Here is a 16576-nt window from a genome sequence, read left to right as displayed (position 1 = left end):
CGTAATACTTTAAACGATTCATTGACACTGAAATCGCCCAACGACATAATATACATTACTGTTTAGGAAGCAGGTAGGAAGGGGCTTTATATGACAAGCTGGAATTTGGCTGGACTGCGAACACATCAGGCGTTGTCCCGTTATTCGACTTACGAAATCGGGGGAGAGGCCCGTTTTGTGGGAACGCCTCATTCAGTAGAACAATTGCAAGAGTTGCTGGAATTGGCTTATCGTCGCGGTATATCACCGATCTTTTTTGGCGGAGGATCCAATTTGCTGTTTCCCGATCAGCCGGATCCCGATGCACTGTTTCTGACCACTCGAGAAATGGTTGAGGTGAAGCTTGAAGGAGATCGGCTATACGTCTCGGCAGGGGTGCCAATGTCGATGTTGGCTGTGATCGGATATGGCCTGGGGATTACTGATTTTGATTTTACCTTTTTGCTGCCGGGAACGGTGGGCGGTGGAATTTATATGAATGCTAAATATTTTGACCGTCATATCAGCGATACGTTGGTCAAGGTTCATTATATCGATTTGCAACAGCCGGGTACCGTTCAAACCATCAGCCGCGAGGAATGCGAATTTGGGTATAAACAGTCGGTGTTCCAGCATAATCGAACGCGCTGGTTTATCGTTGGCGCTGAGTTTAAGCTCGGTTCTATCGCTCAAGCTGCCGATTTGACAGCGATCCCGGAGCTGGTTGCGCTTCAGGAAGGAAAGCTTCCGTCTCACCAATTACCGGAGTTTGCTTCGCATTTCATCACATGGTTGAAGACGAAGGAAGGGTTAGGGGGGCAAGATGCTGCGTTGACCCCGATGCGAAAGATTATTGAGGACCGAGTAGGGAAGATGCATTTCTCGTATCCTTCCTGTGGATCGGTGTTCAAAAACAACTATTCCGTTGGCGAGCCGATTGGGAAACTGGCGGATCGTCTTAACTTAAAAGGGGTTCAGCGCGGCAATGCACGGATTTCACCTGTTCACGGCAATGTCATTCAAAATGTGGGCGGGGCGACCGCGGCCGATGTGATCGAACTCATTCGTCACGTACAGGATGCCTTTGATCGGAATTACGGTTTTGTTCCCGAACCTGAAGTCGTGATCGTCGAAGGTCAGGCCACCCTACTTCAACAAGAATAACGTTTCATTACCTTAAAAGCCCGTCTCGGCAGTCGCCGGGACGGGCTTGTTCTTGTTGGAAAGATAGGTTATTGCGATACCGCAATCGGTATGGACTGGGTATAACCTAATTTACGAGAAATTTCGTTAGCCGCTTGCTGGACTTCCTTAACCAGTTCTGGGATACGCTCTTCCTCAAACTGGACCTCCAATCCAGCAGCGCTGAGTGCAGCAATAATTTGCCCCGTATGATCAAAGATCGGAGCGCTTAACTCAGCCGTGTAGTTCTCCAATTCAGAACGGCTAAAGCTGTATCCTTCCTGACGGGAACGCTCCAGAATATGACGCAGCTGCGCTTTGTCAGTGATTGTACCGGAGGCGATCCGTAGCAGTTCTGTGGCTTCGAGGTACTCCTCACGTTCTTCCTCCGGCATAAAAGCTAAGATGATGCGAGACGAAGCGCCGGCATACAACGGGGCTTTGCGACCAATTTTGGTGAATAGCCTTACGGGGTGATCCGTATCCAATTTCTCAATATAAATGCTTTCGTCTCCATCACGCAGCACGAGATGAATGGCTTCCTGAATTTCGTCACGTAACTGCTGCATGACCGGCAGGGCAATATGGCGGATATCTAATCGTTCGGCAACCAGGTTGCCGTATTGAAGAAAGAGTAGACCTAGCGAATAAAAACCTTCTGTATCTTTTTTCAAGAATCCCATTTCTTCCAATGATCCGATCATGCGCAGGACCGAAGTTTTAGGAATCCCCGATAACTTGGCCATCTCACTGATATTCAGCTTGGCGTGGGTCAGGAATAACTGAAGCAAATCCATGGACCTGACCACGGTTTTGTTCTTGTGTTTGGTGTTCTTTTGCACGGTATGCCTCCTGCATGGCCTCTAATTCGTTCTGTATTAGTATACAACGAATGGAAGATTGTTGAAAACCAAAAACGCTTACGGAAAATAATGCTTGATTTTTAACCAATTCCGACTATAATGATCGTATATATTGGACATTCGATTTTCGGAAGTTCCGATCCGAATTACGGAACAAAATCTTTTAACGCTTTAGCGGAAAAAATCTTGATTTTTATGGAATTATAACTAACAATGATTTTATGCAGAAAATTCGTAATTCGGTATTATAAGTCCGAAATTCGGATAGGAGGATGGACATCATGTTTTCTCCGTCACCTGCTGAGTTTCCCATCATCACTCCGCTCGGAGATTCGGCGTTAATTGTGACATTTGGTGATTCAATTCAAACAAGCACGCATTTAAAGGTAAGGCAGTTGGCGGAATATTTGGAGCATCACCCTTTTCCTTGGATGATCGAGAGCGTTCCGGCTTTTACGTCGGTGACCATATATTATGACCTCATGAAGCTCTTGGAAGAAGCGGAGAAGCATGAGGACAGAGTTCGCACACTGACTCCATACCAGTTCGCTGCCGAGCTCGTGTCCAAGTTGATTCACACACTGCAAGACATTAAAGCATCACCAGAAAGAATCGTTGAAATTCCTGTTTGCTACGGAGGGGAGTGGGGGCCGGATTTAGAAACGGTCGCTTCTCACAATGGTCTAACCCCTCAAGAAGTGATCAATATTCATACATCTGCAGATTATCTGGTTTATATGCTTGGATTCGCTCCTGGCTTCGCCTATTTGGGAGGAATGTCTAAACGCATTGCCACTCCGCGTCGGGAAACCCCTCGTTTGTCTATACCGGCTGGTACCGTTGGCATTGCCGGAGATCAGACAGGAGTTTATCCCATTGACACCCCAGGCGGCTGGCAGTTGATCGGAAAAACACCGATCGAATTGTTTAAGCCTCAGCAAATGCCGCCAACTTTGTTGCAGGCGGGAGATATCGTCCGCTTCTACTCGATCACCCGTGAACAATTTGAAGCATGGGAGGAGTTGGAGCGATGAGTCTCTTGATCGAAAAACCCGGGTTGCTAACTACGGTTCAGGATTTGGGAAGGTTTGGTGTTCAGAAGTATGGCGTAATCGTTGGCGGTGCGATGGATGCCTTCGCCTTACGTATTGCGAACTTACTGGTTGGGAATGCGGAAGGGGAGGCCGGGCTGGAAATTACGCTGCTAGGTCCCGTCATCCACTTTGAGCAGACGACGCTGATCTCACTTTGTGGAGGTGATTTATCCCCTAAGCTGAATGGAGTACCCGTCCCGTTGTGGAGAACTGTCCTGGCGCCTAAGGGAAGCACGCTGACCTTCGGTCCGGCGAAATTAGGCTGTCGCGCATATTTGGCAGTAGGGGGCGGCATCGATGTTCCGATCCAGATGAACAGCCGTTCGACTTATTTACGAGCAGGCATCGGCGGTTATGAAGGTCGGGCGCTTGCAGCCGGCGACCGATTAACGCTCGGGGAGATCAGTCCCCTTGGCTCTCATTTTCTTGGTTTACTCGCCAGAGAGGCAAGCAAGGATAGCGGCGCGGTCAGCCGATGGGCGGTCTTTCCGCAAATGCTACCGAAATATGCAGCTAATCCAACTGTGCAGCTGATTCCAGGGGAAGAATACGAATTGTTCCAAGAATCCAGCCGTCACGATTTATGGCAAGAGGAATTTGCGGTTTTGCCGCAGTCCGACCGGATGGGTTACCGTTTCAAAGGCCGGGAGTTAAAGCTGGAGCAGTCGAAAGAGATGATCTCCTCGGCCGTGACAATGGGAACTGTACAGGTACCACCTGACGGGAACCCGATTATTTTGATGGCGGATCGCCAAACAACCGGAGGATATCCAAAAATTGCGCAAGTCGCGAGTGTAGATTTGCCGTTGCTTGCACAGGCCAGCTTAGGGGCTCGGGTGCGATTCCGCAAGATCACCTTGGAAGAGGCCCAGCAGCAAATGATCGAGCGGGAACTCTCGATTCAAACGCTGCGAGAGGGGCTGCATCAGCTGGAGATATCGGGGCGCAAATTCTGATCAGGGACTTGGACCGGCATGCATAATCAGACAGCATGAATGGAAAATTCAGTATGGAGGAATTTATTATGGAGAACAATAGCCATCCAAAACTCGAAATTCGGGATTTGCGTGTAGAGTACGACTCCAAGGGCCAACGCACCGTTGCTTTGGAGAACGTTCAGCTTAAGGTGGAAGACGGCGAATTCGTATCGGTTGTAGGTCCGAGCGGCTGTGGAAAATCAACCTTGCTGAAAGTAGTGTCTGGGTTGCTGAAGCCGGATGGCGGCCATGCCTTTTTGGACGGTCAAGAAATCCAGGGTGTGCCTAGCCAGGTTGGAATGGTGTTCCAAAACGATGCGTTGCTCCCGTGGAAAAGCGTCATCGACAACGTTCGCTTACCGTTAGAAATCAAAGGGTTTGCGAAAGACAAGCAACTGGAAGAAGCTAACCGACTTCTCAAAATGGTTGGACTTGACGGTTTCGGCAGTTACCATCCGAAGGAGCTATCGGGCGGAATGCGTAAACGGGTAGCTCTAGCACGGACCTTCGCTTACGACCCCGAAATCTATTTGATGGACGAGCCGTTTGGACCACTCGATGCGCAGACCCGGGTGAAAATTGGGGAAGAATTCCTACAGTTGTGGGAGAACGTCGGAAAAAGCGTGCTCTTTATCACTCATGATATCGAAGAGGCGATTGCACTGTCTGATCGGGTGATCGTGATGACCTCCAGGCCCGGGCGAATCAAAGCAGAGTTTAAAGTGAATTTGCAACGACCGCGTCCATTTTACGAGATCCGATTTGATCCCGAGTTCAAAGAGCTGCAGAAAGAAATCTGGGCCCAAATGTCTGACGGGGAATAGAGAGGAGGAATCATCAATATGGCAGCAAAAACATCAACCCCATCGGCAAGCTCTCCTTCCCCTAAGGCAGGACGCGGGAATCGCAGCGCCACCGTATGGATCGGCAGATTGGTCGTATTTATCGTCATTATCGGATTATGGGAGCTGTTGTCGGGTACGGTATTTAATTCTTTTTGGCTAAGCAAGCCGTCCTTGATTGTGAAGCGAATTATCGACATGACCGCAAACGGGGATCTTTGGTTCCACATGAGCATTACGCTGCAGGAATCTATCGTAGGTCTTATCATCGGGATGCTTGGAGGTACTTTACTGGGGATTCTGCTCGCGTTCAGCGGGATATTTCAAAAATGGGTGTATCCGTACATCATGGCTTTGTACAGCTTGCCCCGGGTATCGCTGGCACCGCTCTTTATCGTTTGGTTTGGGATCGGAATGACCTCGAAGATTTTGATGGTTGTGGCAATGGTTATCTTCGTCGCTTTTTACAATGCTTATGAAGGTGTGCGAAACATCGACAAAGACTTAATGGATATGATGAGCACGTTTAAGGCGAAATGGACGCATAAGCTTCGCTGGGTTGTACTTCCCTCGATTACGGTTTGGATTCTAACCAGCTTGCGGCTGAATATCGGCATGGCTCTGATCGGGTCAGTTATCGCTGAATTGGTTGGCTCCAATCGGGGGCTTGGATATTACATCACCTATTCGTCCAACATGCTGGATACGACAGGTATTTTTACAGGCCTTGTCCTCATCATGATTATCGCCGTTGTCTTGGAACAAATTATCGTTCAGGTTGAGCGGCGGCTACTGAAATATCGTTAAGGGCTGAACTCCAAATTATTTCACCCCATGAAATAAAAATGGAGCAACCATACATTTAGAAAGAAAGCGATTATTCAAGGAGGGGAATCACATGAAAAAAACAAAAATGCTCCTGGCAACGCTGCTGGTTCTGACGATGGCTTTGGTCAGCGCGTGCGGAAGCAACAACAATGCGGCTTCTGGAGGGAATAACGCTGGCGCGAACAATGCGGCAACAGGAAGCAATGAAGATGCTGGCAATGCTACTCAACCAGAAAACGTCAAAATTCGCGTAGGTCTGGTGGGCGGCGGCATGACGCCAATTATTGCGCAAATCGGGATTAATGATGGCTCTTACGAGAAAGCCGGAATTACGATCGAGAAGCAAAGCTTCACGTCCGGTGCGGATATGGTACAAGCCTTGGTTGGCGGCAGCTTGGACATTGTCTTGGGTTCTTATGAGCACGTCTTAAGACAGCAAAAGAACGGCCTTGGCGTGAAAGCTTACGGCGAAATTTACAATGGCGTAGGTTATTCGCTGGTTGTGAAGAACGATGCTCCGTATCAGAAGCTGGAAGATTTGAAGGGAACGACACTGGCTGTAACCAAGGTTGGCAGTTTGTCCGACACGGGGTTGCGTGAAGGCTTGAAAGCAGTCAATATCGACCCGGACAAAGACGTACAAATCATCAATGGCGGCAGCGGCGCTACGATGCTGGCTGCCATCGAAAGCGGCAAAGCTGCTGGCGGTATGGTGTCCGAGCCAACGATTTCGCAAATGTTAGCTACCGGGAACTACCGGGTGCTGTATGACCCGCCGTATGATTTTGCCGGGATCACGGTTATGGCCAAAACGGATTGGGTTGAGAAAAATCAGGATGCGATGAAGCGATTCCTTCAAGTCAGCAATGAAGTGAATGAACGCGTGCAGAAGGATCCGGCCTCCGCAGTAGAAGCAATGCTGCAAGAGTTCGATCAAATTCCAGCCGACGTGATGGAAACGGCCGTTAAAAATCAACTGGCGAAAGTACCGGCGGGACTTAAAGTAACTGAGGAAGGCGCAAAGAACGTCTCGAAGACGCAAATCGAAGCAGGCGTTCTTGAGAAAGAAATTCCGTTTGAAGATACGGTGGACCTTTCGTTGCTTCCTTAAGTCATATTAGAATCGGGTGAACAACGCGCGCTTATACCGTGTGTTTTCGCCCGATTTATTTCACAACCGACGATATTAGAGAAAGAAGGCGATCCGCTCATGGCCAAAGATTTAAGAACCTATCTTGGACAATTAACGCAATTTGATGCAAATAGCGTCAAGCTTGTCGACACGGAGGTTGATCCGCGTTTTGGCATTACCGCTTATGCTGCGGCATTGGCGGAGAAAGGCGATTACCCGGCCTTGCTCTTCAATAAGGTGAAGGGCTCACAAATGGCGTGTATTTCCAATCTGCTGACCTCGTACGAGCGCGTCGCCCTCTATTTAGGATGTGAGGTCCAAGACATTCCGCGGGTATATGGCGAGAAATTGCAGCAACCGATTGAACCTGTGGTCGTAGACCGCGCTGCTGCTACAGTGAAGGAAAACGTGATTGAAGAAGCAGACGTCGACCTGTCCAAACTGCCAATTCCCGTGCACAACGAGATGGATGGCGGTCCATATTTATCGGCGGGGGTGATGATTATCCGCGATCCCGAATCCGGGCTGATTAATGCGGGGATCTATCGTCATCAAATTTTCAACGAACGCGACATGGGTGTGTGGTTCCTTGGAGCACACCACGGCGGATTGATTTACAAAAAGTATAAAAAACAAGGCAAGCCGGCTCCAATCGCAATTGCATTAGGCCATCATCCTGGATTCATCATGGGAGCGGTTTCCCGGGTTCAAGGGATCGGCGGGGAATACGAAGCGGCTGGCGCATTAATGGACGAACCTCTGGAACTGGTGAAGGCGGATACGTCTGATCTGCTCGTCCCAGCGCATGCGGAGATCATTCTGGAAGGCGAGATTTTGCCGGATAACGATCATAGTGAAGGGCCGTTCGGCGAATGGCCGGGCCATTATCTCGGCGGAGGCTCGGTACCAACGATCCGCATCAAACGGATTACATATCGAAACCATGCGATCTTCCAAGATATTGTAGCATCGGGTCGAGAGCATTTGGTTGTGGGCGGAGTGCCGCGTTCCGGCAGTATTTATCACACGGTGAAAAAAATCGTGCCAGGTCTCAAAACGGTAAACGTTCCTTTCTATGCCCGCATGAACTGTTATTTGTCAATTCAGAAGGAAAAGGATGCGGACGTGAAAAAAGCAGCTTTTGCAGCGCTAAATACCGAGCCGGAGAATTTACGTCATATCGTCGTGGTGGACGAGGACATCGACGTGTTTAACGGAGAAGAGGTGGCTTGGGCGATTGGTACACGGTTTGATGCAGAACGTGATTTGCTGGTCATCCCGCGTTGGAACGGTCCGGGCGGGTTGCTTCCAACGAACTGGGAGTACAACGCCGAAGGCAAGAACACGCCGCGCATGTCCAGTGCTGTAATCGTTGACGCCACCAAACCGGCGCCGCCAGTCGTCTTTCCGAAACGGGCCGTTGTTCCCAAGGAGCACGTGGAGTTGGCCGATTTGGCTTCGCTGCGCGAACTGTCGGCCGAAGAGAAAACCAACTGGCAAATCTAAAGCATGTAGCCTCAATCGACAGAAGACGGAGAAGACCACTTCCGTTGTCCATTCTGCCGTTTGAGGCTGGCTTGTTTCATAGTTAATGCCATGAATTAATCCTATTAATGAATTGTGAGAGGAGCATCAGCATGAGTAATGTAGTGGATTTGAACTGTGATATGGGCGAGAGCTTTGGCGCTTATAAGCTGGGCAGAGACAGCGAAGTGTTGAAGTATGTCACATCAGCAAATATCGCTTGCGGTTTCCATGCCGGCGACCCGGCGACGATGCGTAAGACCGTGAAGCTGGCGTTGGATCATGGCGTGGCTCTAGGGGCACATCCGGGCTTGCAGGATTTGATTGGATTTGGCCGTCGCGATATGGATCTGTCTCCGCAAGAGGCCTATGACATCGCAGTGTACCAGATCGGTGCGCTTTGGGGATTCGTACGCGCGGAAGGGGCGAAGCTTCAGCATGTCAAAGCCCATGGTTCTTTCTACAACATGGCGGCACGGAACGCCGGTTTGGCTGAGGCGATTGCCGAAGCAGTGTATAAAATCGATCCGGAGTTGATTCTGTTTGGACTTGCCGGCAGCGAGCTGATTAAAGCCGGGAAGAAAGTTGGGTTACGCACCGCGAGCGAAGTCTTCTCTGACCGGACCTACCAATCCGACGGTTCACTCACCTCGCGCCGTTTGCCGGATGCTCTGATTACGGATGAGGAGCAATCGGTGAAACAGGTCATTCGAATGGTTGCCGAAGGCAAAGTCATGTCACAGCAGAACGTCGATGTGGATATCCAAGCAGATACGATTTGTATTCATGGTGACGGCATTCATGCCGTGGAGTTTGCGGAAAAAATTCGCACTTCATTAACGGCTGCGGGGATTACGGTACAACCGGTAGGGATCACGCTGGGGCAACAAGCGTAAGCGCTGAAGGAGGAGACAACAGGATGGAACCATTGCATTTACAGACGGACGTGTTGGTTGTCGGATCCGGAGCCGCCGGGTTGATGGCAGCCCGAGCGGCGGCCGATGAAGGCGCCCGCGTAATTTTGACCGACAAGAGCTTAATCAGCCGGGGCGGAGCGACGATTTTGGCGCAGATGACCGTAGCCGTAGCATTGGGCGAAGCGGAAGAGGACAGTACGGAAATTCATTTTGAGGACACGATGAAGGGAAGCCGGGGCTTGGCTGATCCCAAGATCGTTCGTGCTGTCGTCGAACGGGGACCCGAGGTGATTCTCGAAGCGGAAGGTTATGGCGTCAAGTGGGCCCGCACACCGGATGGCAAGCGTTCACAGGCGTTTGCTCCAGGGCATTCCAAAGCCCGCTGCGTGTACGTGGATATTTTGAATACGGGCGGTGCTACAGCCGCTGGTTTAAAGAAGGCGATTTGGAAGGACGAGAAGATCCAACGTCTGAAGAACGTGATGATCACGAAAGTTGTCGTTGAGAATGGGCGGGCCGTCGGTGCCATCGGCTTTGAGATGGAGGAATACCGCCCGATCAGTATCGCCGCTTCATCGGTCATTTTGGCTACAGGCGGGTTAACGGAGGTCTTTGAACGCAACAGTGCATCGGCGAACATGACTGGTGACGGATTCGTGCTGGCAGCCGAGGCAGGTGCCGAAGTGCGCGATATGGAGATGGTGCAGTTCTTCCCCATTGCTCACCTGTTCCCGCCTCTCGTTGGCATCGATCCGATCATGTGGGATCCGTTCCGCTATAAGCTGGGCGGTCGCCTGCTGAACGGTTTGAAAGAAGAATTTATGGATAAATACAACGGCGAAGTTGCCGGAAAATACACAGCGGCGCGTGACCAAACGACACTGGCGATTTTCCGCGAGGTGGAGGCTGGCCGCGGTACGCCGCACGGCGGAGCGTATCTCGACTTCACGATGGTACCGGAGGACAAGCTGAAGGAAGCGTTTGGCCCGGTCATCGATATTTTGCGGAATCAAGGCGTGGATTTGACCAAGGATATGGTGGAAGTAGCCCCAATGGCGCACTTTATGCTCGGCGGTGTACGGGTAGACGAAGCAATGCGCACAAGAGTACCGGGTCTGCTCGCATCGGGTGAGTTGATTTATGGCATGCATGGTGCGAATCGCTTATCCGGCAATGCCATCACCGAAGCACTGGTTACCGGGCGAATTGCCGGTGAAACTGCCGCACGCGAGAAAAGCGATGCACTGGATGAAGCTGCTGTGCGTCAAGCCTTTGAGCGGGAGATGGAGCGGTTAACGCAATTTTGGCATCCTACCCCGGTTGAGCGGGATTCTGCCTCGCTCCAAGCGTTTAAACGCAAGCTGCAGAAGGTGATGTGGAAGGGTGCTGGTCCGCTTCGTACGGAAAGCGGCTTGAAGGAAGCGTTGACGGAGCTTAAGGCGCTGGGCAGCGAGCTGGACCGCATCTCGCTGGCGAAGCCGGGCAAATTTGCGCTGTCCCTGTTCGAGAAGCTGGAAGCCGCCAATATGCTGAAAGTCAGCGAAGCGATTGTACTTGGCGCCCTGGAACGCAAAGAGACGCGCGGTGCCCATGTACGATTGGATTACGACGAAACGCTCAGCCAACCGTCCAGCTACAGCTATGTCTTAAATGAGGCAGGGGATTGGGTCGTCACCGAGGTTCCGCTGCCGGCGGGCAGCTAACGGAGACGGACGAGATCAAACGAGCCGGCAAGACGGTTCCGAATGAAGGGAGAATAAGGAACAATGGCAACAGTGACTTTAAACGTAGTTCGCGGCGATGCAGAAAGCGGCGCTTCCTTTGAGAAATACGAAGTTCCATTTCGTGACGGGATGAGCCTGCTGGATGCGATCTTTTGGATTCGGGAGCATGTCGACCCGTCCTTTTCGGTACGGTATTCCTGCCGTTCCGCCAACGCCTGCAAAGAATGCTCGGCGTTTGTGGATGGCAAACCTGGTTACTTGTGCAGCATTCGCGCTGTTCCAGGCAGTGAGGTTAAGATTGAGCCGCTGACCGGCCGTCCGTGGATCAAGGATTTGGCAACCGCCTTGGAGTAGACATCATCATATTTACATGAAGGAGGGGCAATTATGGCCTGGCTACAGCCCCGCAGATTAGACGAAGCGCTTGAGCTGCTTCGGGAGCGGAATCCCCGTATCGTGTGCGGGGGAACCGATTTGTTCGTGAACGTGCAGCGTAAATGCTATGAGTCGGAGCACACCGACTGGCTCGATATCCGGCGTGTGCCGGAGCTGCAAGCGACCCGCCGCACCGAGGCGGGTCTTGAAATCGGCGCCGCGGTGACAGCCGCCGAGATTTGGGGCAGCGACACGTTTCGCGTCGTGCCCGCGCTGCAACAGGCCGCCCGCATCGTTGGCGGCTGGCAGATCCAAAACCGCGCATCGCTGGGCGGCAATGTGGCGAACGCCTCCCCGGCCGCCGATATGGTCGTTCCGCTCGTGGCTTACCGAGCGGAAGTCCGGCTGGCCGGGGCGGACGGCACTCGCAGCGTGCCGATCGCGGACTTCATCACCGGGCCGAAGGCGACCCAGCTCCGCGAACGCGAGCTGATCACGTCGCTGTTCATTCCGGCCCGGGTGCTCGAGGTGCCGCAGGTGTTTCTGCGGCACGATCAGCGTGCGGCCACCGACATCTCGATCGTCTCCGTCGCCTTGCTGCTGCAAGGCAAAGGCCATGAGATCGAGTGGGGGACGGCCGCCGTGGGCGCAGCCGCGCCGAAGCCTTTCACGCTGAGCGCGGAGGAAGAAGAGCGGTGGAGCGGCGAACTTACCGCCGCTAAGCTGGACGAGCTCAGCGCGTTGTACGTGCAGCACAGCTCGCCAATTACGGATGTGCGCGCCAGCGCGGAGTATCGCCGCGCCTTAGTAGGGACTTATATCAAGCGGGCCGCGAACGCTTTGCTACCGAACGGCCTGTAACGAGGGGAGAGGAGCATCACCATGGCAGGGACAACCTTAAAGATCGCCATGTCAGAGAGCGATCGTACCTTAAAATTGCTCAGCGGCGCCAAACCGCTGCCGGGCTTTACGCTCGACGTGCAGCGGGAGTCGATTGAAGATATTTTTGTGAACCAAATTTCCCAGGCGTCGTATGACGTATCCGAACTGTCTCTGGCCTCCTACCTGATTGCCAAAGGCGGAGGAGATACGCGGTTAACGGCCATCCCGGTATTTCTATCCCGGTCATTCCGACATAATGCGATTTATGTCCGTTCGGACAGTCCATATACGCATCCTTCCGAGCTTAAAGGCAAACGGTTCGGATTTCCCGAATACCAAATGACCGCGGCCGTCTGGGTCCGGGGCATGTTCCGTCATGAATGGGGGATCGCCACTGACGAGATGGAATGGTTTACGTTCCGTCCAGAGCGGGTGCCGGTGAAGACACCGGCAACGCTGGTGGAGGGCGATATTTTTGAAGCGCTGGCGGAAGGGAAAGTGGATGCGATCATGACGGCCCGGCGCCCGCCGGCCAAGCTGTTCCCGGCTTCGGGCGAAGGCGGCGTGCTGCGCCGGTTAATCCCGGACGTATGGAACGTCGAGCGGGAGTATTACGGGCGTACGGGGATTTTCCCAATTATGCACTTGGTTTCGCTGAAGGCAACCACCGTAGAGCAGTTCCCGGAACTGCCCAAGCAGCTGTATGAGCTGATGCGGGCGATCAAGGATGAAGGGATCGCGGAGCTGCTGGAGACGATTCGCAATGCCACCTCCAATCCGTTTGTCTGGGAATCGGCTGAAGCCTCGGCCAAGCTGATGAACGGGGATATGTGGCCTTACGGAGTTGCAGCGAACTGGCCGCAGATCGAGACGTTTATTTCTTATCTTCAGGAGGACGGCCTGCTGGACCGCAGCTTCACACCGCAGGAAGTGTTCCATGCCTCCGTCCAAAACACATAAGCATTTGTAAAAGGAAGAAGGTGCTGCCTCATGAACGGCGGACATAACCATAACCTTAACTCTAGTTTGACGTTAACGATTAACGGCGAGGACGTGACCTGGAACGGAGAGCCAACCGCTTCGCTGGCGGACGTCATCCGTGAAGGACAAGGCCTGACAGGGACAAAGATCGGCTGCCGCACCGGCGAATGCGGGGCTTGTACCGTGCTGCTGGACGGCCAACCGGTCGTCTCTTGCCTGGTGCCGGTCGCTTCCGCCCAAGGGCAATCGGTGGAAACGATCGAAGGCTTAGCCCGACATCCGGAGTTCCGGGAGCTGGAGCAAGCGATGCAGGAGTATGGCGGCGTACAGTGCGGTTTTTGCACGCCGGGGATTATGATGTCCACTTGGGCTTGGCTGCAAAATCCCGATTTGTTCGGCGGCGACATCGGCGCGGCGCTGAAGAACAACCTGTGCCGCTGCACCGGTTATCGGGGCATTATGGAAGCGGCGGAGCACGTCCTGGCCTCGAAAGGAGCCGTGCGATGACGACAAACAGCCAACAGCAAGCTAGCAAATCGCAAGACGCCAAGGTCATGAACCCGGCTGACCCGAATCCTTCGGCTCGGCAAGGGAATCCGACGTTAAAGCAGAAGCCGCTGGATTTGAAGTCCAAGCTGGAAGGGCAGACCCGTTACTTGCACGATCTGAATTTTCCGGGGCAGCTCGTTGGCGCGATTTACCGCAGCCCATTGGCCCATGCGCGGATCAAACGGATTAACGTGGACAAAGCACGCCAGGTGGAAGGCGTACATGCTGTTATCACGGCAGATGACGTACCTAACCATAAATATGGGCCGACCAAATTCAAAGACTGGAACATTCTCGCCCGCGATCGTGTGCTCTTCATCGGTGACGAAATCGCTGCTGTTGCGGCTGAGACGAAAGAAGCAGCCGAGCAAGCCTTGGCCTTGATTGAGGTGGAGCTAGAGCCTCTGGAAGGCGTATTTGACCCCGAAGCAGCGATGGCTCCCGGTGCTCCTCAGATTCATGAGGACGTGGAGCTGAACCGACCGATGAAGGTAGATGTCTCGCGCGGTGATGTGGAAGCCGGGAAGCAGAAGGCGGCCGTCGTCAAAGGCGGGCGTTACATCTCGAACCGCATTTATCAGGGGCATTTGGAGCCGGTTGGGGCGATCGCGCACTGGTCGGAGGAAGAGGGCGTCACCATTTGGGCGCCTTCCCACATTCCGTATCGGGCGCGGGAAGCGTATGCGGCCGGGTTTGGCTTGCCGGAGGACAAGGTGCGGATTATCGTGCCGCCGATTGGGGGTTCTTTTGGCGCCAAATACGTTCTGAAGGTTCATGTGATCGCAGCCGCCTTGGCGATGGCGACAGGGCGGCATGTGAAGATCATTTTGGATCGGTATGAAGATATGATCACGGCCCATCCACGGGTTCCATTGACTTTTGACATTGAGATCGGGGCAGATGCGGAAGGGAATTTCGTGTACAAAGATCTGACGGTATATGCCGATGCGGGCGCTCGTGTCTATTGGAGCCCTAACGTCATTGCCACCGCCTGCACCCGGCCCGACAACATTTATCATTTCCATAATGTGAAGTCGACGGGGTACCTGGTGTACACCAACAATAGTCCAACGACATGTATGCGCGGGTTTGGCAATGCGGAGATGCTATTTGCCGTGGAAAGCGTGATTGATGAGATTGCGCTGGAGCTGGGGATGGACCCGGCTGAGCTGCGTCTCAAAAATATCGTTCACGCCGGCGACACCACGCTGCACGGGTATCGTCTCGATACGTGTAATTTGGAGGCGTGCATCGAGAAGGTGAAGGAGCTGTCCGGTTGGGAGCGGAGAAACGAATTGCCGCCTTACCGGGGCCTTGGCCTAGCGGTGGCCAATCACGTCTCGGGCTTCCGTGCGATCGATCCGCGGTTTGACGGCTCAACGGCCGTGATCCGCGTGAAACCGGGCGGATTCGTGGAAGTGGAAACCGGCGAAATCGAGTTGGGCCAAGGGATGTCGATGACTTACGCCCGCATCGCCAGCCGCGTGCTGGGGATTCCGGAAGACGGGATTTTAGTAAAATCCGGGGATACCGGGCGGTATCCGTTTGGCATCGGTACGCTGGCTTCCCGCAGTACGGTTATGGGCGGTAATGCGGTGCAAAAAGCGGCGGAAGCGCTGGTCCGCGAAATCGAGAAGCTGGCAGTTGAAGCGCTGGGCGAAGGCGCGGTATTTAAAGACGGCGTCGTTCAATATAGCGGTAAGACGTATTCCCTTAGCGATGTCGCTGATTGGTTCCGGGCTCGTCATGCCGGCGAGGAGCTTACGGTGAAGGAAAGTTATGTGCCGGATACCGAGCTGCCGGACGCCACCTATTTCGGGCATCCATCGCCAAACTATCCGTTTGCGGCGCATGTTGCTGAGGTCGAAGTGGATCCGGACACTGGCCGCACGAAGGTTGTCGGATATTGGGCAGTACATGATTCCGGCACGATCATTCATGAAACGATGGCGAAGGGCCAAGTGCTGGGCGCCGTAGCCCAAGGCATCGGCTGGGTGACGATGGAGGACTTGATCGTCCGTGAAGGCAGAGTCATGAACCCTTCGATGATGGACTACCGCATGCCGGGGGCTAAGGATATGCCGGATGTTCAGGTGCATTTCGTACAGGAAGCCGATCCGCATGGTCCATTCGGAGCGAAGTCCTTAGGCGAAGTGGCGCTGGACCCGGTTCCGGGCGCGATTGCCAATGCAATCGCCCATGCCACCGGTCGGCGCGGTTATGTGCTGCCATTGTCGGCAGAACGCGTGTGGAAATCGTTGCAATCCTAAGGGTGTAAGGGGGGGCCGTTCCAGAATGCGACTAGACGGCCCCCAGATTGAAGACGGGAGATGACATGAACATGGAGGAGCTCATGCTTGCGTTAGACGCCTGTCTGGCCGAGCGTCAGGCGTGCGTTGTTGCCACAATTGTAGATGTGGACGGCTCCGCCTACCGCCGGGAAGGCGCGCGTTGCCTCATCCATGCGGATGGCGAGGTGACGGGCATTCTGAGCGGCGGCTGTATTGAGGAAGACTTGCGCGAGCATGCCCAAGAGGTGCTTCGCATCCTGGAGCCGCGCAAGCTGCTCTACGACTTCCGCATCGGAGAAGACGAGGTATGGGGCACCGGCCTCGGGTGCAACGGGGCGATCACGGTGTGGCTCGAGCCGTTTGATCCGGTCCGCGCGCCGAACGCGGCGGCCCGGATCATCGGCGACCTGCGGCAGCGCGTAGAGACGCGCGAGCC

General features: G+C 53.6%; 16 protein-coding genes. 15 read left to right on the top strand and 1 reads right to left on the bottom strand.

Going from position 1 to position 16576, the window contains the following annotated elements; all coding sequences use genetic code 11:
* Positions 1-90 precede the first annotated feature (90 nt).
* Complete coding sequence (locus PBA01S_RS20935) at positions 91-1143, top strand: UDP-N-acetylmuramate dehydrogenase (protein WP_028539451.1); 1053 nt, start codon at positions 91-93, stop codon at positions 1141-1143.
* Positions 1144-1211: 68 nt separating this feature from the next.
* Here the strand turns inward: PBA01S_RS20935 and PBA01S_RS20930 are convergent, their stop codons facing one another.
* Complete coding sequence (locus PBA01S_RS20930; RefSeq protein WP_255315406.1) at positions 1212-2003, bottom strand: IclR family transcriptional regulator; 792 nt, start codon at positions 2001-2003, stop codon at positions 1212-1214.
* A gap of 293 nt (positions 2004-2296) precedes the next feature.
* Between PBA01S_RS20930 and pxpB the strand changes: the two genes are divergently transcribed.
* From pxpB to PBA01S_RS20860, 14 genes are all read left to right on the top strand, one after another.
* Positions 2297-3058: a 5-oxoprolinase subunit PxpB gene (gene pxpB, locus PBA01S_RS20925; RefSeq protein WP_127576652.1), complete on the top strand. Its 762-nt coding sequence runs from the start codon at positions 2297-2299 to the stop codon at positions 3056-3058.
* The gene (locus PBA01S_RS20920; RefSeq protein ID WP_028539454.1) at positions 3055-4074 is read left to right on the top strand and encodes a 5-oxoprolinase subunit C family protein; all 1020 of its coding nucleotides are present in this window, start codon (positions 3055-3057) and stop codon (positions 4072-4074) included. The genes pxpB and PBA01S_RS20920 overlap by 4 nt, the downstream gene beginning before the upstream one ends.
* Before the next feature lie 68 nt (positions 4075-4142).
* Positions 4143-4919 (top strand): ABC transporter ATP-binding protein, encoded by a 777-nt coding sequence (locus PBA01S_RS20915; protein WP_164744224.1) that lies wholly within the window; start codon positions 4143-4145, stop codon positions 4917-4919.
* An 18-nt stretch (positions 4920-4937) separates the two neighbouring features.
* The gene (locus tag PBA01S_RS20910) at positions 4938-5744 is read left to right on the top strand and encodes an ABC transporter permease (RefSeq protein ID WP_127576650.1); all 807 of its coding nucleotides are present in this window, start codon (positions 4938-4940) and stop codon (positions 5742-5744) included.
* Between the two features lie 91 nt (positions 5745-5835).
* Entirely contained in the window at positions 5836-6876 is a 1041-nt protein-coding gene (locus PBA01S_RS20905; RefSeq protein WP_127576649.1) for an ABC transporter substrate-binding protein, read from the top strand.
* A 99-nt stretch (positions 6877-6975) separates the two neighbouring features.
* Positions 6976-8403: a UbiD family decarboxylase gene (locus PBA01S_RS20900; protein WP_127576648.1), complete on the top strand. Its 1428-nt coding sequence runs from the start codon at positions 6976-6978 to the stop codon at positions 8401-8403.
* 131 nt (positions 8404-8534) lie between these two features.
* The gene (locus PBA01S_RS20895; RefSeq protein ID WP_028539459.1) at positions 8535-9317 is read left to right on the top strand and encodes a LamB/YcsF family protein; all 783 of its coding nucleotides are present in this window, start codon (positions 8535-8537) and stop codon (positions 9315-9317) included.
* A 23-nt stretch (positions 9318-9340) separates the two neighbouring features.
* Positions 9341-11041, top strand: a complete 1701-nt coding sequence (locus tag PBA01S_RS20890) for an FAD-binding protein (protein WP_085170713.1) — start codon at positions 9341-9343, stop codon at positions 11039-11041.
* A gap of 63 nt (positions 11042-11104) precedes the next feature.
* Positions 11105-11416 (top strand): 2Fe-2S iron-sulfur cluster-binding protein, encoded by a 312-nt coding sequence (locus PBA01S_RS20885; protein ID WP_028539460.1) that lies wholly within the window; start codon positions 11105-11107, stop codon positions 11414-11416.
* Between the two features lie 33 nt (positions 11417-11449).
* On the top strand, positions 11450-12298 hold the full coding sequence (locus PBA01S_RS20880; protein WP_127576647.1) for an FAD binding domain-containing protein: 849 nt from the start codon (positions 11450-11452) through the stop codon (positions 12296-12298).
* 21 nt (positions 12299-12319) lie between these two features.
* A complete protein-coding gene (locus PBA01S_RS20875; RefSeq protein WP_085278996.1) occupies positions 12320-13279 on the top strand; it encodes a type 2 periplasmic-binding domain-containing protein in 960 nt (319 codons plus the stop codon).
* A 30-nt stretch (positions 13280-13309) separates the two neighbouring features.
* The gene (locus PBA01S_RS20870) at positions 13310-13807 is read left to right on the top strand and encodes a (2Fe-2S)-binding protein (RefSeq protein ID WP_028539463.1); all 498 of its coding nucleotides are present in this window, start codon (positions 13310-13312) and stop codon (positions 13805-13807) included.
* Entirely contained in the window at positions 13804-16119 is a 2316-nt protein-coding gene (locus PBA01S_RS20865; protein WP_085170712.1) for a xanthine dehydrogenase family protein molybdopterin-binding subunit, read from the top strand. The genes PBA01S_RS20870 and PBA01S_RS20865 overlap by 4 nt, the downstream gene beginning before the upstream one ends.
* Before the next feature lie 71 nt (positions 16120-16190).
* Positions 16191-16576 (top strand): XdhC family protein (locus tag PBA01S_RS20860; RefSeq protein WP_164744223.1); only part of this gene is annotated, 386 nt, incomplete at its 3' end.

It is taken from the genome of Paenibacillus barengoltzii NBRC 101215 (assembly GCF_004000745.1).
GTDB lineage: Bacteria > Bacillota > Bacilli > Paenibacillales > Paenibacillaceae > Fontibacillus > Fontibacillus barengoltzii.
This window is presented reverse-complemented; position numbering and strand designations above follow the sequence as displayed.